Below are 19,968 nucleotides of genomic sequence, written 5' to 3'. Positions count from 1 at the left end.
ATGATCCGTTGTATCTCTCCTATCGATGGTTCGGTGTACGCGGAACGAAACACACTTGATCGATCCGACGCTCTTGGCGTCATCGAACGTGCCAGAAAAGCCCAGGTAGCCTGGGCTGAACTACCGCTAGACCAGCGTATTAAGATGGTGCTGGATGGCGTCGCCAATGTCGGGTCGATGAACGACGACATCGTTCCAGAGCTTGCGCATCAATTGGGTCGCCCAATCCGCTATGGTGGCGAGTTCGGCGGTTTCAACGAACGTGCAAGTTACATGGCCGAGATCGCCAGTGATGCTTTAGCGGACATTGTGATCGAGGACAGCGAAGCCTTTAGACGGGTCATAAAGCGAGTGCCTCACGGCGTCGTCCTTGTCGTGGCACCTTGGAATTATCCCTATATGACGGCGATCAACACTGTGGCCCCTGCCCTGATCGCAGGAAACTCTGTGCTATTGAAGCACGCATCCCAAACGCCACTTGTGGGCGAACGGATGGTGGAGGCCTTTCAAGACGCCGGGATTCCCGCAGACGTTTTTCAAAACGTGTTTCTGGATCACCAAACAACCAGCGACCTGATAGCGGCCAAGTGCTTTGGCTTTGTGAATTTCACTGGCTCGGTTGCTGGCGGTCGCGCGATTGAAACAGCAGCGGCAGGAACCTTTACGGGAGTCGGTTTGGAGCTTGGCGGCAAGGACCCCGGATATGTTTGTGACGATGCTGATATCGATGCCGCCGTCGACACGTTGATCGATGGAGCGATGTTCAATTCGGGTCAATGTTGCTGTGGGACCGAGAGGATTTACGTTTAGGAACAACACTTTGATGCATTCGTGGACAAAGCTGTTTCAACTGTAAATGATTTTAAGTTGGGTAATCCACTGGATCCTGAGACGACATTGGGACCCATGGCGCACGAACGTTTTGCTGAAGAAGTCCGCTCGCAAACCGCCGAAGCCATTGCAGAAGGAGCCGTTGCGCATATCGATCCGGCTAGATTTCCAGAAAATGGCGGGGCCTACCTGATGCCACAAATCCTAACCCAGGTGACGCACAACATGCGGGTTATGCGGGAAGAGAGCTTTGGACCCGTCGTCGGGATCATGCCGGTAAAAGACGACGCGGAGGCAATTGCGTTAATGAACGACAGCGATTTCGGTTTGACGGCGTCCGTTTGGACAAAAGACACGGCACGCGCCGAGGCAATTGCGGATCAGATTGAAACTGGAACCGTATTTATGAACCGCGCAGATTATCTTGATCCGGGCCTTTGCTGGACCGGCTGCAAAGATACCGGCCGCGGTGGTGGATTGTCCGTTATCGGGTACCACAACTTAACACGCCCGAAATCCTATCATCTGAAGAAGGTCTGATCCCATGACATTGACCGCGAATTGGTCGTACCCAACGGCAATCCGTTTTGGTGCGGGGCGGATAACCGAAATCGGCGAAGCTTGTGTCGCCGCCGGAATAAAAAGACCGTTGCTGATCACTGATCGTGGCCTAGCCGAGTTGCCAGTTACCAAACGGACATTGGACCTGCTGGATTCAGCGGGACTAGGACGCGCAATATTCTCGGACGTCGACCCAAATCCAAACGAAAAAAATGCCCTAGCCGGTGTTCAAGCGTTTAAGGATGGTGGCCACGATGGCGTTATCGCGTTTGGCGGCGGCTCTGGGTTGGACCTAGGGAAACTTGTGGCATTCTGGGCCGGCCAAACCCGACCACTTTGGGATTTCGAAGATGTCGGCGATTGGTGGACACGCGCGGATCCGGATGCCATCGCACCAATCGTAGCCGTGCCGACAACAGCGGGCACTGGATCCGAGGTCGGGCGAGCATCCGTCATTACAAATTCGGAAACTGCAGAAAAGAAGATTATCTTCCATCCGAAGTTTCTTCCGTCAATTATCATCTGCGATCCAGAGCTGACTATCGGGATGCCAAATTTCATAACGGCCGGCACCGGCCTTGATGCCTTCGCGCATTGTGTTGAAGCGTATTGTTCGCCGCACTATCATCCAATGTCCCAAGGCATGGCTTTAGAGGGCATGCGGTTGGTGAAAGAGTTTCTGCCTCGCGCCTATAACGACGGCACCGACATCGAAGCCCGCGCGCACATGATGTCGGCAGCCACGATGGGAGCTACAGCTTTCCAAAAGGGATTGGGTGCAATTCATGCCTTGTCACATCCCATTGGCGCGATTTATCACACCCACCACGGCACAACGAACGCCGTCTGCATGCCTGCGGTCCTTCGGTTCAACCGATCCGTAATTGAAGGCATCCTTGCCAATGCCGCGGACTATCTTGGCATCGAAGGTGGCTATGAGGGGTTTTGCCGATTTGTTGACGATTTTAATGCCTCGCTCGGCATTCCAATGAATTTGGCCGGGCTGGGAATTGAGAACCCAGACATCGAGCGCATCGTTGCTGGCGCGATTTCCGACCCCAGTACAGGTGGAAACCCCGTCCAAATGACACCCGAAAATACCCGGAAGTTGTTACTAGAAATCGTCTAGCCGCCAGAATGCCACTGTTTGTCCAGACAACGTCAGGACCGTTGGGATCTGCGACCTATACCGACTTTGTCACCAGTGTTGGAAAGAATGCGGTAAACCAGTTCCGCCAGTCCTTTGGTGGCTGTCTTGGCATAAATCGAACGCAAATGGCTTCGAACTGTTGCCTCCGACAAGCCCAATTCTTCGGTCACGGCTTTCACGGCCAAACCACGCGACAACAACAGGCATACACGGAATTCTGCGCGGCTCAACTTAGCAGGATTTGAAACTCCCAGAATATCTTCTTCAACGCCAATCCGGGACGATGTAGCACGAATCCGTGCCTGGATCATGCGCTCATCCATTTGGGACTGCGTGACCAAGCCGGTCTTCCGCCCGGCCCAGGCGCGTACAAGTGTTGGAAATACGCGTTCTGCTTCGGTTTTGTCAGAATGACTGAGATCTCGTGAGAAATGGAATTCAAGATAGTCAAACTGTATACCCGTGGTCTCAAGGGCCACGATGGCCACATCTGACACAGCGCGGTTTGCGCGCCAGTTATTGAGATTTTCTGACGGAACAAAGTCGGGATCCGCCAGATGGTCGCTCAGAAACCAGACAGCACCTGCCTGAATTTTATTGAAATAGCCGCCCAAAACCTCAGACGCATAAGCGCGTTTGATTTGGTCGACCATGCGGTCACCATCACGAACATCAAACTGCGCAACGACGCGGCTACGCCCTTCATTTCTGGAATCACGAGATACTACAGCTGCCTCTGCAGAAATTGCATTACCTAGCGCAGCTAGAGCTTCATCAAGAGGCATTGATCCGTGCAAAGCGCCACACCAACTGGCAATGCCATCCAGTATTTTGAGGTCCTGCCCCAATCCGGAACCCGAGTTCTGGTCCCTTGCAATTCGTTCACTGTACAATACGAACACTCCTAATAATCACACACAACGGAGTCCGTAATTCGAAATCCGCACCGCCCAGTGCCCAGAAAAACCGCCATTTATTATTGGGACATTCGTCCACCCACACTTCAAATGACTAGCATTGTCGAGAATTGTCAAGAAATCCTCCATTTGGATGAAAATAACACCCAGAGATTGCAGATAATCCGCCACAACGGAAACAATCCGGCCATTTGGGCCGGATTGTCATTTTATTTAGATGTAAAGCCCGCCAGTCAGTTGGGCCAGAAACCGACCTCAGTTGAATGTATTCATCCAGCGAATTGCAATCGGTCCCAGGATGAGCAGGAACAACGCCGGCAACATCAATGACGCCATAATGCCTGACATTTTGACAGGCATTTTGTTCGCCATTTCCTGCGCTTTTAACTCGCGTGTAATCCGCATCTCACTTGCGTAGGTGGTCAGAGCATCAGAGATGCTTGTGCCGAACTGGATCGATTGCAAAACCACGCTCGCAAACGACGCAACTTCGTCCACATTGCCACGGGCAGCCATATCCAACAGAGCTTTCTCGCGATCACCACCAGCAGAAACTTCAAGCTGAACAAGCCGAAATTCCTGAGATATTGCGGGCGCAGAGATGTCCATCTCATTGGAAACGCGTGTCATTGCTGCGTCAAATCCCAATCCGGACTCAACTGATACCTGCATCAGATCCAATGCGTTAGAAAAGGTTTCCAAAATTTCCATCTGACGCATGTCGACTTTAGAACGTAGCCACAGCGCAGGGCCAAAAAAACCGATGATCAGTAGCGACGACGAAATATAGTAAGTGATCAGTCGGCTTTGTCCATCCAGGAAACCGTCGATTGCATCTGGCAGCGGAATGAACGTGTTCTGACGTAAGGCCAGTAGCAACAAATACGATCCTGGCAGCAAAGCTGCGAGGATGATCCTTATCATGTAGTATTTGGCCACTGCATTCTGGCCAATAATACCCGCGTTCATGAGCTGGCGACGCACCTGAGTCCGCTTCTCACGACTTTGCGGCATCAACGCTTTCATGAAGCCTTTTGGGTCAACGTCAGCGTTGTTCAAAATTCCCGCTTCGAAACTTGTACGGCGTTTGACAGGGCGGCCAGCGTGATAGCGCCGGCCGACAGGGTCGGCCGAAACCAAACCGCCAAAGAACCCATACACAATCAGGATCGATCCAATGAAGATCCCAAGAATGATTAGTCCACCAGAGGAACCAACATTTCCGAAAAAGGCTGTAATTTGTTCAAACATCTTGGCCTCCTCAGAACCGGAAGTTTACTAGTTTACGCATTGCCAAGGCATTCAGTATGACAAGGGTAATAATGGCAATGCCAAGAGGCACAGCCTCGGGCTCATTTGCAATTGAGCCATAATAGCTTGGCGTCATGATTTGCATAGCGACGAAGATCAGAACAGGAATGAAACTTAGGAAAGCTGCTGTCAGCCGTCCTTCGGCAGACAATGCTTTGATCCTCTTACGCATGTTCAGACGGTCTCGAATGGTCCGCGAAAGCACTTTGAGAACTCTCGCCAAATCGCCACCCGTTCCGTGCTGAATAGCTATGGCCGTCGCAAGATAGTGGACATCTTCTTGATCGATACGCTGCGCAAAATCACGGAATGCTTCAACCAGTTCTTCACCAAAGGCCACCTGGTCCACGACAATACCAAACTCGGACCCAACCGGATCAGGCATTTCGTTCGCCACAGCATTCAAAGACGTGTTCAGCGGGTGCCCCACCATCAAAACACGTGCCATAAGGTCCAATGCATCAGGCATCTGATGAACCAAAGCACTAAGGCGCTCATTACGCTTCATACGCACTTGCAATATTGGCAGGAAAAGCCCAACCACAAACCCTAAGACAGCGGCATTCAAAATACTCATGAACCGTGCGCTTACGACGAAAATCGCGATCGCTGCGGCGATACAAGTCATCAAGAAGGCGCCAGGCGCCATTGTGATACCGGCCTGCCTAAGAACAATCGGAAGGTCGCCGATCAACGGCAGCCGTTCGACAAAGCTCTTCTTCTCGGTAGGCTTCAGAATTTTCAGTATCTGCTCAGTCGTTGCGCCTTTTGCAATCAACTGCATGCGTTTACTTTTTGCTTCCTTAGCACCTGAGCTTTTTGAAAAGAACTGTCGCAGGCCTTCCAACAGCAACAAGCCACCCAGAAATGCCCCCAGGTAAATCACAAACTGGAGGTCGACCTGAAGAATGAGTTCTCTAATCTGTTCCATCAGTTAGGCCCCCCGAGCAAGAAAGTTCGTCTGACCAAGATCCACGCCAGCCGCCAGAAGTTGCTCCGCGCATTTCGGACGCATGCTGGTGGCGGTGAATTCACCCTGTACTTCGCCGTTCTCGCCCTTGCCAGTTTTGCGAAACACAAAGATGTCTTGCATGGTGATGGTCTCGCCTTCCATGCCGGTAATCTCGCCCACGCTCATGACTTTCCGATTGCCATCAGCAAGACGGTTCAATTGCACGACGACATTAATACCAGATGCAAGCTGCGAGCGGATGGCCGAAAGTGGCAAATCAAGTCCAAGCATGGAAACCATCTGCTCAACTCGACTTAGAGCATCTCGCGCCGTATTGGCGTGAACAGTCGTCATTGACCCATCGTGACCGGTATTCATAGCCTGCAACATGTCAAATGTTTCCGCGCCGCGCACCTCGCCAACGATAATGCGATCAGGACGCATACGCAGAGCGTTCTTGACCAGATCGCGCTGGTAGATGGCGCCGGTGCCGTTTGGGCTCGGTGGGCGTGTTTCCAACCGCACCACGTGATCCTGCTGAAGTTGAAGTTCCGCAGCATCTTCGATCGTGACGATGCGCTCAGATTCATTGATCGAGCGTGACATTGCGTTCAGCAATGTTGTCTTACCCGAACCAGTTCCGCCGGAAATCAGAATGTTCATCCGTGCTTCAACCAACGCCCGCAGCAGAGCAGCCGCAGGTTCTGAAATCGAATTCAACTCAACCATTTTGTCCAAAAGAATGGGCTTTTTGGAAAATTTCCGAATTGAAAGCGAAGGTCCATCAATTGCACAAGGGCGAATAATAGCATTCACCCGGCTGCCGTCCGGCAATCGTGCATCAACCCATGGCTGACTTTCATCAACGCGACGACCAATCGACGACACGATTTTGTCGATGATACGCAGCAGGTGGCGTTCATCTCTAAAACGAACGCTTGTTGGCTCCAGAACGCCAAATCGTTCGATGTAAACCTGGCTATGCGAATTGACGAGAATATCGTTGATCGTCGGGTCCGCCAGAAGCGGCTCCAAAGGACCGTAACCGAGGACTTCGTCCATCAACTCATCGACAATTTGCTTGAAGTCCTCGGTCCGCATTGGCCGCTTTTCTTCGGCCAATACTGTCTGGACCAGACTGGCAACCTCACGGCGCAATTCGTCCGTAGCAACCTTGTCGATCACGCTAAGATTGAGACGCTCCAGGAGAGCTTCGTGAAGACGGCTTTTCAGATCAAGACGATCTGAAAACTCTTTGTCAGTCTTTGTTAGAGAGCGAAGCGCATTTGACGTCACGGCCGTTGCCGCTTCCATGCCGACAACATTGGTTGTGCCTTCGGCCGCAGGTTTGTCGCTTTTTCCGAACTGTTTAAACATGAGGGACTCTCCTTAAACTCTTACTTCTGTGCTGTTTTTCGGCAATGCTACAATTGTCGCCTTCGCCAGGGCCGCAATTCCCTTGGCAATGTCCGAACGACCCGACACTTCCGAAATCGGCTTTCCATAATCCACAGCTTCGCGAGCTGCCTTGGGATCATGTGCAATCCAGTGGTTGAACTTCACGTCCAATGCTTTCGCTGCTTCCTTGTGATGATTGCGGAGTAACATTGGTTTCTTTTCGTGATTAATGACGATCTCGATTGGCAACTGTGCGTTGTCCGCGAGAACGAACTCCATCAAACGGCGCGTAGCCCGCACTGCTGGGACTGACATGTCCGTTACGATCATCAATTGATCGCATTCACCTAAAATGGGTTCAATCCAGGACACAAGCGCACGAGGAAGATCAACTACCACATAATCATACATAGTCTTCAACGTCTTAATAAGACCTTCGATCTGTGCGGGCTGCATTGCCTCAAGTGGAACAAATCTAGAAGGGGCAGCCAATACAGAAAGACCAGAAGGCAGCGTTGTGATAGACTGTTCAATCCACATAGCATCAGGAATGAATGCTTCCGCAGCAAGCTGCATCAGTCCTTCCTGCTGTTCGATGTCCAGAAAATCACCAACAGTTCCAAACTGAAGATCAAAATCCACAACGATTACTTTATTGGCCGCTTCTTTCTTGAACGCGCCCTTGCGATCCAAGAGCTGATCTGCAAGGTTCACAGCAATGGTTGTAGCACCAATTCCACCCCGAGCTTGCTGAACAGCGATTAGGCGTCCGTTGGCTGCACCGGCCCCGGAGTAGCTTTCGATAACTTCAGCGCGCTTCTTCTCAATCCAAGTGCCGATTTGCTCGGCCAACTCATCCTGAGACATCGGATAGGGCAAAACATCGTCCACCCCTGCCCGGCTCAGCGCTCGCGCTTTTGTCAATGGCAGGTCACCGTCGGTCAGTGCCAGATAGATTGTACCATGGCCGCGCTGGTCTGTTAGAACCTCAATGGCACTAAGATCAGCAGCATTGGAAGGATCGGTCGCAAAAATCACTACATCGTGGTCCGCCGCCATTTTCACGGCCGCGCCGTTTAACTGCGACACGCTTGATTCTTCACGGCTAACGCGCGCGGACTCCAAGGTATCAAGTGCGGCCGTCACCGAGCTGGAAATCTCTTCATCTGCTGAAATGAGAAGTACAGAACTTGTGCTCATATCAATTCTACCTGTCTTAGTTGCCCCACGCGCATTATCCGCGCACCCCGATATTCATTTCTTCTGCCGGCAAAGTGACCGAAATTGCTGGGAACGGAATGCTCCCAGGAATGTTGTTCGTTTCGCCACTGGCGTTCGCGGCAAGCGCGGACAATGGCGTGATAAATGTGAACTGGAATTCATCATAACCTGTGCCACCAGCAGCAGCATTTCCAACCAGCCTGACGGTAATCTTTGGTACATATGGTCCGCCAAGGAAGCCTAGTTGAGAATCGTATTCATAAGACAGGAACACGTTACTAGTAGTCGCATCATTTGGCATAAGTGCCTGTATTTGCGTCCATATTTCGGTTGCAGTTGCTGCTGCCAATAGGTTTTCAGGTTCAGGCTCAGAGAGCAGACACGTTGCAGGCAGCGTTGACTCGCAAACATTGGGACCAGAGCGGCAAAGATCGCCCGCGGTTACGCCAGTTGTCGTGCCAGGAGGCGCGCGATGGTAGGTTGGAACACCAGTGCAAACAGGCGTGCGCACAGCAGCGATGCGAACCGCCTGTTGCATGGCCTTCTCAGTCACAACCCAATTATAACCCAAGCGGCCAAAATCCAAAACGGCAAACAAGATCAAAAGGAATAACGCGATGCAGATCGCAAATTCCACCATAGTTGTGCCGTCCTCTGCCTTTTTGAAGGCCCGGACACTGCCAAGAATTTTTGAACTCACCAGCTTCATGTCATCAAACTCCAAAAATTCTGGATTGATCACGGATAGTCGCGCGAATGGTCGGAATTGTAATGCCATTAAGATTGAAGACATTTCCCAGCGGCAACTGCACGTCTACGATGGTTTCGACTTCGGCGACAGGCACCCGATCTTGTCGGTAGTCGCCTTCTACCCCACGGCAAAAATAGGTCGAAGACGTGCTAATCAGGAATACCTTTGTCGGAAGAAATCCTTCTTCGTTGATCATTGTGCCTTTGACGATCTGGTAAGTCTGATCCGGCGACGCATTTGTTCCGACACCCGTTACGGACAACAGAGGCATTGAATCATCGCTTGTTTGATTGAAACAGATGTTTGATTGCGTGGTACGAGCTAGGTATCTGGCTGCGTCTCGCACCCCCACTACTGCAGCTTGATACGAAAAGAATATCCGCGCGAACTCTACAATCACCGCGAATGCCAAAAGGAACAGCGGAAGAAAGATTGCAAACTCAACCAGTGCGACGCCGTCTTCCTTGCGCGCAAACCGCCGTGTCTTAGATGTGATGTTCCAAATACTCATGACGTCACCGATACAATTGGATTAGATTTTGGAACCTACCGGTTTCGATGACATCGTCGCCGGTGTTCAATGCCGGACCAATCACCTCGATCCACATATCAAACTTTTTCTTATCGGTCGGATCGCCCTTAACTGGACGCGTTATGAAGGATTCAATGAAGTATTTTGCCTTAACTTCCTTGTCCTTACCTGTAATGCCACCGTTAACGCCATCTTCACTGCAATCGACAACAGCCGCGACGACCGTGCGACGACGAGGGTCGATCGAAAAACCACCTGGTGGGTCGGCGTTAGGCGCACACTGAGGGAATCCATCTTCCACGCGTGCGACCTTCGAACCGTCGTCGAATTCCAACGAAGGCATCATGCTTATTGGATCACCGCCGGCATCTTCCGGGATGTTGACAGTGAATCCATCAGGGAAGAAACCGTCTGGCGACGAGAGATAGCTTTCGAATGCCGCCTTAGGCGTGTCGCCTGGCACATATCCGTCCAATTCGGACCAATAGGTTACGATAACTTCGGCAACGTAGTATTCAAACCTTGTCGCTGCCGGAACAGTTCCCGGACCGACGACAGTTGGCTTATTATAAAGGACGATGTCATTGTCACCAGAGATCGTCCGGGGACGAAATGGATCATCAACATGATAGCCAGCCGCCGCACCAGTCGTGATAATCTCGGTCGGCTCGGTTATTTCGGTAGTTAGAGGATCATCTACGCTGAATGAGCCATAAGATTCACCATCAATGGAAAAGTTTGCTTCGACGTAGTGATTTCGGCCAACAGACCAATCGCCGTCGCCATACCGTGTGCGACCATCGTCATACAGGTCGCATCCAGCAGTACTGCCGCCAAAACCCGAGTCAAAGCAATCATCCTGTGGGAACGGCATCGTGTCCACGTCTAGCACGCTGTTTCTAAGGCAAGCGTCGCCACTGGAATCCACAAAACCACGCTTGATCAAAGGAGCAGGCTGGAATGTTGAGTTAGAAGCATATTGCGAGACAGTCGCGTTAAACATATCGAACCGCGTGTTGAACACAGCGCTTTCGATGCCCTGCTTTTGGCCCGGCAAAGTGGTAAGCAGACCATTCTCAAAGCAAGTCGTCACGCCGTTCTCGGCGGCAATCAGGCAGGTCAGCAAAGGCGAACCGGTTAGGCCAGCGCAGGCGCCATATTCTGCGACAATGCTGTCTTCGGGTATATTCTCGCGAACGTCCAACCACCCGAAATTTCCCGAATCCCAGAACGAATTACCACCCTGACCGGTGCGCAGAAGAACCTGGTCACCGATGTGATTTGCCGGGTCCCAATCATTAAAGCCACCATCCGAAGTTGTTCCGTCATCTGCGGTGCCGTCCGGCAGGCAGAAGAAAACCGGCGCAATGTCGCAAGCCAGACTGGTGTATCCGCCAGTTGCCTCGGCAGCGACATTTTCACTTGGCAAAGGATCAGAGGAGAAAATCGAGAGGATACGTGCAAAAACCCAGGGAACTTCTACCGGAGTGACCTGAACGCGAACGAAGCGCGCACGCGCATCATTCGCCGGGACTTGATCCAACGCAGTTGCCCACTGGGTTTCGTCGTCTGGCAATGTCTCATAGAATATCAGTGTAAAATCCGCTGGGCCCGACAACGTCGTGTCGCCCTCGCCGAACGTAAACTTGTCAGCGATCAGCTCGTTCGCAGCTTTGGTCGAGCGCGCTATTGCACCGTCAAAGCCATTCAGCTCACCGGCCGCTGCCAATGCGACATTGTCAGCAAACGACTGAAGTTCAGTTTGCGTCGAAGCGCGACGGCCAAGGTCGAATGACAAGGCTGCAATTAAGAAAACTGCAGCAACGCACATGGCAAAGAAAACCAGCAGCGCCCCATCTTCGTCCCGGGAGAATTTTGCTTTTTCCATCTTGATCACTCGAACCAACATTCCCAATTGCCCCCCGGCCTATACTATTCATGCGTTTAAAATTTGGCGCTGACCGGGCGAGCAGGTGCCGGACAGCGCCAATTCTGTGTCAATTCACGATGTCGTCTTTGTTGGTATCAGCAACTTCCACTTCGGAAAGACTGGTGGCACCGCGGCGAACTTTCACCGTCAACTTTGGCCCTTCTTCGGTGGGCGACTTGTCACGAATGATGTCAGACAGACGGATTGAGTCCAACGGCTCATCAACAACAGCGTCCAAAGTGCGAAGCGACAGGCTTAGACGTCCCGCTTGCTGAGCAAGGGCAAGTTTCTGTCCTTGCTCCGGCGTTACCTCGACGGTTACCGTTTTAGCAACGTTCGCTTGTTCGTTCAGTTCATCAGCCTGCTGGTCGACACCAAGAATACGAATATTCTGAAGGATTGTTATGGCGCGCAAACTAGAGCCACCACCTTGGGTCAAAACAACGTCAACCGTGTCACCTGGCGTCACAAATCCGCCAACAGCGGTTTGTGCGTTCACACGGATCGCCATGGCGCGTGTATTCTTTCCAAGCGTCTGAACGATTGTAATTTTTTCGCCAAATTCTGAAACTTTGTTTGCCAGGACCAGCTCGCCCTGCGCCATGCCGCGTTTCGCGCGACGAGGATCGTTGCCTTCAGTCGGCAGCAAAACGTCGTAGCCAGAAAACGTTCCTGGCGGAACCGCTTCGGCGGGCCACATGATTGTTGTCAGCTTGTGACCTTCAATCGTTGTCCCGAATGGAATGTCTTGTCCTGCGACAACAACACTGACCAACGCTGGCGCGCTAGGGTCAATAGAAGCCGTTGCTGGTTGAACTTGTAGTAATTCTCTTGAGGCATAAACCGATGCCCCGGCTATCGCCATGCCGGCCATAGTGATTATGAGGGAACGGACTCGCATATCGATACTCCTAAACCAAGGGCCGGCCGAACCGGCAAATTTCTAAACTCAAAAAGCGTCCGTAGTCGCTTGTATTTGATTGCCGACTTCACCGCCAAGTGCAGCGATTGTGGCGCCACCAACGATGATGACGACTAGCAGCGCAACACCGTATTCCACCAAAGTTGCTCCGCTAACGTCGCGGGCAAATTTCTGGAAGCCGATTCGAAGTGCGGCCGTCTGTTCGATAAACTGCTGTTTCATTTCAATCTTCCAATCATTCCTGAATGATTAGGGCTTGTTCAGCAGAGGCCATGTTGACGCCAGTCGACGCCGCCAAAACTGACAATCCACCGCCACCCACGGCAATTGCAATAATCAATGCGACACCATATTCGATCAGGGTTGCGCCATTTTCTGACTTTGCGAACTTCTGAACAATTGGACCCAAAATATTTACACACATAACTCATTACCACCTTGGATTAAATCACATACTGATTGGCGTTTTGCCAAGTTGTGGGCTGCGCCGCCCAGTTCAACGGGCGGCGCAACGCTAAATCTCAGCCGTTAGCCGGGACACATAGTACCGTCAGAGCCACCGCTCACGGTCAACGAGACACATGCACCATCCATGTTGGCGGCTGTGCCTTTTGCCAGTGCTGTCACGAATGTGCCGCCGACCAGAATAGCAACGATCAGTGCAACACCGTATTCGACGAGAGTCGCACCGGATTCGCTTTTACGAAAATTTTTGAAAAGATTGCGCATATTAGTTCTCCTTACACACGCTTTGGAACTATGCCGCGGGGATGCGGCGTTACTAGTGAACCGGCGACTTGTCCCCCCGGCCCGAAGATGACTTTAAGGTTCTGTTAATTCCCGTTCATCGTCCGTTTAGATGAAATATGCACCCATAGGTTGTAAAAACTACAAAAGTTGACGGGAATGTGGCTAAATCCGCTCCATGACTGCCCAAATGAGGCAGCGATTGGTGGCAAATATCCGCCGATAGCCTCCGAATCGGATGTCCGAGGGATTCTACTGTTGGCGAAACACATTCAATCATCCCCCAATCCAATAACTGTGTCGAAATTGGAAATTTATGTAAGGTATTCCTCACATTACTCACCCGAATCTTGGCCTAATTGGTCTATATTTTAGTAAGGCAGCGTCAATTCTCGCCGCCTCCTCTATCAAACGGCGCAAAAAACCACCCTAGGGGATGCGGCAACTGGCAAGAAACCGCCGCCACCTTCCCGCCACATTCCGGCCACATTTGGTTTCACGCTCAAACCACAATTCCCCCTCAATCTGAACGCATCCATAGGCGAGCCTTCTAATCAGCCGGTCGAAAGAACGGCGCTCGGGGGCTCCATAGTGGACCAGTCCAATGTTCAAAGACGAAGAAGACCCAAAAGAAATTTCGCAGCCGCCTTCAAAAGAAGAGGAGCTGCGCAAATCCAAATCAGAAAAGAAAGAGGATGATACCGACTTCACATTCCGTGATTGGGCTGACATCTAGTCTTTCAACTTACCGATGCCCCAAGTAGCCTTCGAGGATGTCACAGCCCGTCTCGACCATCCGTAACTTAGGCCCAGCATCTGACGCTGCATTCGCCCGGGCTGGCATTGCAAGCGCTGATGACCTCCGTGATTTGGGTGCGGATGCGGCTTACGCCAAATTACTGGCGCATGGGACACGCCCACACTTCATTGGGTATTATGCATTAGTAATGGGGCTACAGGGGCGTCCGTGGAACGATTGCCAAGGCAAGGAAAAGATAAACCTTCGCGTGAAGTTCGATCAGATCAAAGAGCAATGCCGCCCTGCCCCTCCTGCAATTGGGAAACTTCCACAATCTCTCGCGGTCGAGCTTGATAAGCTCGGCGTTCAAATTAGCGAGTAAGCGATGGATTTCCGCAGCGCATCACTTTCCGAACTGGCGTTGGTTTTGGACTGGGCGAAGGCAGAAGGCTGGAATCCGGGACTTGAAGATGTCGCAGCATTCTACTCCGCCGACCCAGGAGGGTTTTTCGTGGCCGTCGAAGACGACCAACCAGTTGCAAGTATCTCCATAGTCAATCACTCGGACAGGTTTGCGTTTCTTGGACTATATATATGCACGCCGGAATTTCGCGGTCGAGGAATTGGTTTCGAGCTTTGGCAGCACGGACTGATGCATGCAGGCAATCGAACCGTTGGCTTGGATGGCGTTGCCGAACAACAAGGCAATTATCGTAAATCGGGATTTGAACTATCGGGGACAACTCAAAGGTATGAAGGTCTCATTGAAGGCCGCGGTCAAAACGCAATTAGGGCATTCAGCAAATTGGATACCTGGGTTCATGATTTGGACAGCAGTGCAACAGGCGTAGACCGGCAAGAATTTTTGAACACCTGGATCGAACAAAAAGAAACCAGATCTACTTTGGTATCTGCTGATCGAGATGGCTTTGTAACTGTGCGCAAATGCCAAAGCGGAGTGAAGATCGGACCGCTGACCGCAACCACCCGCAAGATTGCAATTGATTTGCTTCATGCCGCAGCGGCGATATTTCCGGGGGAAGACTGCATTATTGACGTGCCCCAGGAACAGCAGGAATTGGCGGAATACTGTGCCATCTTAGGCATGAATGTAACGTTTGCGACAGCGCGCATGTATAAGGGGAAGCCACCTGCGCCAAACCAATTGATCCATGCGGTGGCCACATTGGAACTGGGATAAAAAAGGCCGCACTAACGCGCGACCTATAATCAAGCGATATTTAAATCGGCGATTTTAGCCGACAAGCTCTAGACCCGAGAAGAAATACGCAATTTCGACTGCAGCCGTCTCTGGTGCATCCGAACCATGCACCGAGTTTTCTCCAACTGACTCAGCGAATTCTGCACGAATTGTGCCTGCATCGGCATCAGCGGGGTTTGTTGCGCCCATGACTTCGCGGTTTTTGGCAATTGCGCTTTCGCCTTCCAGAACCTGTGCAACAACTGGTGCTGAAGCCATGAATTCACAAAGTTCGCCATAGAAAGGACGTTCGGCGTGGACTTTGTAAAACTCTCCTGCCTGCGCAGGTGTCAGGTGAATGCGTTTTTGTGCGACGATGCTAAGGCCAGCTTCTTCGAACTTCGCGTTGATTTTGCCTGTGAGGTTACGCTTGGTCGCGTCAGGTTTGATAATGGAAAGTGTGCGTTCGGTTGCCATTTGACATGCCTCTTTGACGGAACAGCAGACCACCCAATGCGCCCTGCTCTGAATTTCGCCGTCCGCCTAACATGGGGCGCAGCCGATGGGAAGGATGAGTTCAGGAATTCGAAGCTTAGAGCGCTTTCGTCTGCCAAAGAGCTCTGTTAATGCGCTCTTCATGCTTCGGATCGACAACATATCCTATTCCATTGAAGGCCGACTATTGATCGACAATGCGTCGGCGGTGGTTCCGACTGGGCACAAAGTCGGTTTCGTCGGTCGCAATGGGACTGGCAAGACCACTATATTCAAACTCATCCGCGGCGAGCTTGTACTTGAAGGCGGCGACGTTTCCATTCCCAAGGGCGCGCGCATTGGTGGCGTTGCTCAAGAAGTTCCGGGATCGGAAGTCTCATTGTTGGACACGGTTCTCGAGGCCGACACCGAAAGAGCAACTCTTCTCAAGGAAAGTGAAACGGCGAATGACGGCACTCGCATCGCGGAGATTCAAACCCGATTGGCAGACATCGACGCCTGGTCAGCCGAAGGCCGTGCAAGTTCGATTCTGAAAGGTTTGGGTTTTACAACCGAAGAACAGGCGATGCCCTGCTCTGCCTTTTCCGGAGGTTGGCGCATGCGCGTGGCATTGGCCGGCGTCTTGTTTTCCGCACCGGACGTCTTGTTGCTGGACGAACCGACCAATTACTTGGATTTGGAAGGCGCACTTTGGCTTGAAAGCTATTTGGCAAAATACCCCCATACCGTCGTTGTCATCAGCCACGACCGTGGGCTTTTGAATCGCGCTGTTGGCTCTATTCTTCACCTGGAAGATCGAAAGTTGACCTTATACCAGGGAAACTACGATACATTTGCAGCCACGCGCACGGCGCGTTTGGCCGCCGCAGAAGCAGTTGCAAAAAAACAGGAAGCTCGGCGTGCGCATTTGCAAAGTTTCGTCGATCGGTTTCGCTACAAAGCATCCAAAGCAGTTCAAGCTCAGTCTCGGCTAAAAATGATCGCCAAGATGCAACCGATCACAACGCCGCAGGAAGCGGCTCTGAAGCGATTCTCATTTCCCCAACCCGAGGAATTGTCGCCGCCTATTATTTCCATGGATCGCGTATCGGTCGGCTATGACGGCAATGCAGTTCTTTCGAAGCTGTCGCTGCGCATTGATCAAGATGACAGGATTGCACTGCTTGGGCGTAATGGCGAAGGCAAGTCGACACTTTCGAAACTTTTATCCGACAAGCTGCCACCTATTGACGGACACTTAACCCGCGCCAGAAAACTAAAAATCGGATACTTCGCTCAGCATCAACTGGATGAGCTTCATGTCGATGAGACCCCGATTGACCATCTGCGTCGTCGGCTGCCAGATGCGACACCTGGCAAAATTCGAGCGCGCATGGGCGGATTTGGCATTGGCGAAGCGCAAGCAGAGACCGTGGCCGGTCGATTGTCTGGTGGCCAAAAAGCGCGGTTGTCATTGCTGCTCGCCACCCTGGACGCCCCGCATCTACTTATCTTGGATGAACCTACAAACCATTTGGACATGGAAAGTCGCGAAGCGCTCGTTGAAGCACTGACCGCATATTCCGGTGCTGTCGTTTTGGTCAGTCATGACATGCATCTTCTTTCGCTGGTGGCAGATCGTTTGTGGCTGATCAAAGATGGTCGGGTTGCGCCCTACGACGGAGACCTCGAAGAATACCGGGCCTCACTTCTGGACCAGCCATCATCTAAGCCAAAGAAAGCAAAACCAGACCAAAAGAAGAACAGTCGCGTGGACATCGCTGACCTTAGGCGTGCAGTTTCCGCCGCCGAAGATCGGGTCAACAAACTTACACAAATACATGAACGGCTGTCCAAAAAACTCGCCGATCCGGCAATGTATGAACCAAACAGGCAGGGCGAAGCCGAGAACTGGCAAAAAAAGTTCTCTGAAGTGGAAGAGGGATTAAGCCGTGCTGAAGCCCTTTGGCTGAAAGCTTCTGAGCGGTTAGAGCGAGCACAAAGGCCGCATTGAAACTCAAAAATGGGCTATCTCGCCCAAAATACACATTTTCACCACAGTTTTGACCGAAATTCGCCGAAATTTTTTGCGAATTTAGCCATGTTGTATGTTGTTTAGTGAAAGGCTTGTTTAGCCATGGATACTCTATCCCAGAATCTCAATCTGATTTTCCCCGCTGTGTTTGTTTTGGCTGCCTACTGCGCTTACGCATTGGGAAGGCGTGCATATTTTGGTCGCGGCGAAATCATTGAAGAGCGCGAGTTCAAGTCTTCACGCCAAGCCCGTGCTATTCACGCAGATTGCAAAGTGGGCGAGATCAAGCTTTCATAAATCAAGAGCCGATACCATTGATTTGGCTGCAAAACATCCCTTCAAAGCCAAAGTATCGCCAGAATTTGGCAGTTAGTTAAAATGAAATTCATTTTAGCGAGAATTGCCTGATGACCGTGCATGCCAATGCTTTTTATGGACAAATAGAGACCGGTCGCCGTTCTGCGCCGCTTCAAATGCGCGAGACCAGCTGGGGCTATATCGTAGCCGAAAAGACTTCGGGCTCGGATGATGGCCACCATGCTGAAGCTATTTTGCGCGTTCTAGCAGTCTTCATGCTATTTTCGTCGATCCTTCCGTGGGTGTATTTTGGTGGCGATCTGGCAAACAACACGATTGCCGCGAAACTTGCATTGTCGTCCGGCTTTTTCGTCATAGGAGTCGCAGCGTATCTTCACGCCGGTCGGGGCTTCAAGAACGAAATCCAAATTGATAGTGAGCGCCGGGAGTTTCGCTTAGCAACGCGCAATTCGCGCAACATTGCTTCGGTGCGGCGTACAATCAAAATGAACAATATCGACAGTTGCTTTTTAAAGCGCTCAACGCGTAGGCACGCCACTTCTCAAATGTTTCTTCGTCTGCGCGGACGCGCGCAACCGATTGCTATTGCGGCGGGAAGTGAACGGGAATTGCGCCCAATGCTAGAACGAATTGCATACGTAGTCCGCCACTGATCAGGACCAAATTGTACTGTGCCGATCTCACAAGCTTTTGAGTAACCACTTTTGGATGATCGAAAAGTAACTATCTAAGAGACATGGAAAACATTCAGATCGACAACCTGATCTACCTAACCGTTCTAGGTGTGGCAGTCGCCGGTTGGTTTATTGCTGAGAACCGCCAGGGCCTTGGGAAAACGATGCGCATGGCTGTTGCGTGGGGTCTCATATTCATGGGGTTCATCGCGGCATATGGTCTTTGGGAAGATGTGCGAACGGACCTTGTTCCGCGCCAGACCGTACTCGCTGATGGACACTCTATCGAGCTTCCCCGCCAGTCTGACGGGCACTTTCATGCAGTTGTCGATATCAACGGGCGCTCGTTAGACTTTCTGGTCGATACTGGTGCGACCGACGTAGTGTTGACTCCAACGGACGCTCGCCAAGTCGGCATCGACGTCGATAATCTGGCGTTTCTCGGCTCCGCGAGCACTGCAAATGGTATCGTCAAGATTGCCTATGAACGTGTCGATGACATATCGATTGGGCCCTTCGAGCTTTCCAACTTTCCAGTTGCTATCAATTCTGCCGAAATGGGCGGCAGTCTCCTTGGCATGAGTTTTTTAAGCCAATTCGACAAGATTGAGATTGAAGGGAACAGCATGACCTTGATCCCCTGAGGCCAATTCACTCTTCGGTTGGTTGATTGCTGGCCTTCATTACCCAAGACCCATCCGTCTCCGCCCAATATTGAGCGCTTATTCCAGCACTAGAAATTGCACGCCATTGTTCACGCGCATTCGAAACCGCGCTATCATCTGCTCCGTCAAACAGAATGCAGTATCTCTCCGTCTCGCGCACGTCCTCAACATCAAGTTTTGAATTGCCCAAGACGATCACGCATTGAGCTCCGTTTGCAGTATCTGAGTCCGTTAATAAGACAGGCTGGCGTTCATCGTGGGGTCCGCCAGATACGCCGTGTGGCAGGAACCCGTCACCTTGCCACAAAATGCGATCAATACGTTCAGTCAGCTCTGAATCCGGGCACTTGATCGTAACACGCCAGTTATTCGCTAAGGACTTGGTGACCAAAGTCCTCAGAGTAGATTCGAGCGGACGCTCAGTAACATGATAGAAATAGGCCGAGCCCATCATTTAACCCTTCAGAAGCCACCAGATTCTTAGCCTATCTCACATGTCGAAACTTGGCATGCAGATATCGCTTATCTTGGAGGTCTTTGTCTAAAGCAACAGGCGCCGATCCGCCAAATACCGTGTTGAGCAAGTGTTTCCACCAGTTCGCGGATGGTTTAAGAATTCTGCAACGGCATCAGGCACTT

General features: G+C 51.6%; 19 protein-coding genes and 2 pseudogenes. 7 read left to right on the top strand and 14 right to left on the bottom strand.

Translation table 11 applies throughout. The features are described 5' to 3' along the window. Positions 1 to 1,371 (top strand): annotated as a pseudogene (locus tag GKR98_17425) (aldehyde dehydrogenase family protein). Between the two features lie 4 nt (positions 1,372 to 1,375). After that, positions 1,376 to 2,521, top strand: a complete 1,146-nt coding sequence (locus GKR98_17420; protein ID QMU59801.1) for an iron-containing alcohol dehydrogenase — start codon at positions 1,376 to 1,378, stop codon at positions 2,519 to 2,521. A gap of 32 nt (positions 2,522 to 2,553) precedes the next feature. On the opposite strand, the gene GKR98_17415 is transcribed toward GKR98_17420, so the two are convergent. The 12 genes and pseudogenes from GKR98_17415 to GKR98_17360 all read right to left on the bottom strand — a co-directional run bounded on the left by GKR98_17415 (position 2,554) and on the right by GKR98_17360 (position 13,205). Next, a complete protein-coding gene (locus GKR98_17415) occupies positions 2,554 to 3,435 on the bottom strand; it encodes a helix-turn-helix transcriptional regulator (GenBank protein QMU59800.1) in 882 nt (293 codons plus the stop codon). Between the two features lie 279 nt (positions 3,436 to 3,714). Then, positions 3,715 to 4,710 (bottom strand): type II secretion system F family protein, encoded by a 996-nt coding sequence (locus GKR98_17410; protein QMU59799.1) that lies wholly within the window; start codon positions 4,708 to 4,710, stop codon positions 3,715 to 3,717. A gap of 10 nt (positions 4,711 to 4,720) precedes the next feature. Then, positions 4,721 to 5,701: a hypothetical protein gene (locus GKR98_17405; GenBank protein QMU59798.1), complete on the bottom strand. Its 981-nt coding sequence runs from the start codon at positions 5,699 to 5,701 to the stop codon at positions 4,721 to 4,723. 3 nt (positions 5,702 to 5,704) lie between these two features. After that, on the bottom strand, positions 5,705 to 7,099 hold the full coding sequence (locus tag GKR98_17400; protein QMU59797.1) for an ATP-binding cassette domain-containing protein: 1,395 nt from the start codon (positions 7,097 to 7,099) through the stop codon (positions 5,705 to 5,707). Between the two features lie 12 nt (positions 7,100 to 7,111). After that, positions 7,112 to 8,320 (bottom strand): AAA family ATPase, encoded by a 1,209-nt coding sequence (locus GKR98_17395; GenBank protein QMU59796.1) that lies wholly within the window; start codon positions 8,318 to 8,320, stop codon positions 7,112 to 7,114. 34 nt (positions 8,321 to 8,354) lie between these two features. Further along, positions 8,355 to 9,134, bottom strand: coding sequence for a hypothetical protein (locus GKR98_17390; GenBank protein QMU59795.1), 780 nt, complete (start codon positions 9,132 to 9,134; stop codon positions 8,355 to 8,357). Next, positions 9,055 to 9,603, bottom strand: coding sequence for a hypothetical protein (locus GKR98_17385; GenBank protein ID QMU59794.1), 549 nt, complete (start codon positions 9,601 to 9,603; stop codon positions 9,055 to 9,057). Before GKR98_17385 ends, GKR98_17390 begins: the two co-directional genes overlap by 80 nt. Positions 9,604 to 9,607: 4 nt before the next feature. Further along, positions 9,608 to 11,533 (bottom strand): hypothetical protein, encoded by a 1,926-nt coding sequence (locus GKR98_17380; GenBank protein QMU59793.1) that lies wholly within the window; start codon positions 11,531 to 11,533, stop codon positions 9,608 to 9,610. Positions 11,534 to 11,621: 88 nt separating this feature from the next. Continuing rightward, positions 11,622 to 12,455 (bottom strand): Flp pilus assembly protein CpaB, encoded by an 834-nt coding sequence (cpaB, locus tag GKR98_17375; GenBank protein ID QMU59792.1) that lies wholly within the window; start codon positions 12,453 to 12,455, stop codon positions 11,622 to 11,624. 48 nt (positions 12,456 to 12,503) lie between these two features. Further along, positions 12,504 to 12,698 carry a Flp family type IVb pilin gene (locus GKR98_17370; GenBank protein ID QMU59791.1) on the bottom strand — a complete coding sequence of 65 codons (195 nt, stop codon included), beginning with the start codon at positions 12,696 to 12,698 and terminating at the stop codon, positions 12,504 to 12,506. A gap of 13 nt (positions 12,699 to 12,711) precedes the next feature. Beyond that, the gene (locus tag GKR98_17365) at positions 12,712 to 12,900 is read right to left on the bottom strand and encodes a Flp family type IVb pilin (GenBank protein QMU59790.1); all 189 of its coding nucleotides are present in this window, start codon (positions 12,898 to 12,900) and stop codon (positions 12,712 to 12,714) included. Positions 12,901 to 13,091: 191 nt separating this feature from the next. Then, positions 13,092 to 13,205 (bottom strand): annotated as a pseudogene (locus GKR98_17360) (Flp family type IVb pilin). 791 nt (positions 13,206 to 13,996) lie between these two features. On the opposite strand from GKR98_17360, the gene GKR98_17355 reads away from it, so the two are divergent. Further along, entirely contained in the window at positions 13,997 to 14,344 is a 348-nt protein-coding gene (locus GKR98_17355; protein QMU59789.1) for a competence protein TfoX, read from the top strand. Positions 14,345 to 14,347: 3 nt separating this feature from the next. After that, positions 14,348 to 15,163 carry a GNAT family N-acetyltransferase gene (locus tag GKR98_17350; GenBank protein ID QMU59788.1) on the top strand — a complete coding sequence of 272 codons (816 nt, stop codon included), beginning with the start codon at positions 14,348 to 14,350 and terminating at the stop codon, positions 15,161 to 15,163. A gap of 54 nt (positions 15,164 to 15,217) precedes the next feature. Here the strand turns inward: GKR98_17350 and GKR98_17345 are convergent, their stop codons facing one another. Then, positions 15,218 to 15,640, bottom strand: coding sequence for a nucleoside-diphosphate kinase (locus GKR98_17345; protein ID QMU59787.1), 423 nt, complete (start codon positions 15,638 to 15,640; stop codon positions 15,218 to 15,220). Between the two features lie 160 nt (positions 15,641 to 15,800). Here GKR98_17345 and GKR98_17340 point away from each other — a divergent pair, with 160 nt between their 5' ends. From GKR98_17340 to GKR98_17330, 3 genes are all read left to right on the top strand, one after another. After that, the gene (locus tag GKR98_17340; protein ID QMU59786.1) at positions 15,801 to 17,651 is read left to right on the top strand and encodes an ATP-binding cassette domain-containing protein; all 1,851 of its coding nucleotides are present in this window, start codon (positions 15,801 to 15,803) and stop codon (positions 17,649 to 17,651) included. A gap of 428 nt (positions 17,652 to 18,079) precedes the next feature. After that, entirely contained in the window at positions 18,080 to 18,643 is a 564-nt protein-coding gene (locus tag GKR98_17335) for a hypothetical protein (GenBank protein QMU59785.1), read from the top strand. Between the two features lie 83 nt (positions 18,644 to 18,726). After that, positions 18,727 to 19,308 carry a TIGR02281 family clan AA aspartic protease gene (locus GKR98_17330; protein QMU59784.1) on the top strand — a complete coding sequence of 194 codons (582 nt, stop codon included), beginning with the start codon at positions 18,727 to 18,729 and terminating at the stop codon, positions 19,306 to 19,308. 7 nt (positions 19,309 to 19,315) lie between these two features. On the opposite strand, the gene GKR98_17325 is transcribed toward GKR98_17330, so the two are convergent. After that, positions 19,316 to 19,780, bottom strand: coding sequence for a DNA polymerase III subunit chi (locus GKR98_17325; GenBank protein ID QMU60158.1), 465 nt, complete (start codon positions 19,778 to 19,780; stop codon positions 19,316 to 19,318). Positions 19,781 to 19,968 lie beyond the last annotated feature (188 nt).

Origin of the sequence: Boseongicola sp., from assembly GCA_014075275.1 — a bacterium.
Taxonomy (GTDB): Bacteria; Pseudomonadota; Alphaproteobacteria; order Rhodobacterales; family Rhodobacteraceae.
The sequence above is the reverse complement of the archived record's forward strand: the minus strand, read 5'-3'. Positions and strand labels throughout refer to the sequence as shown.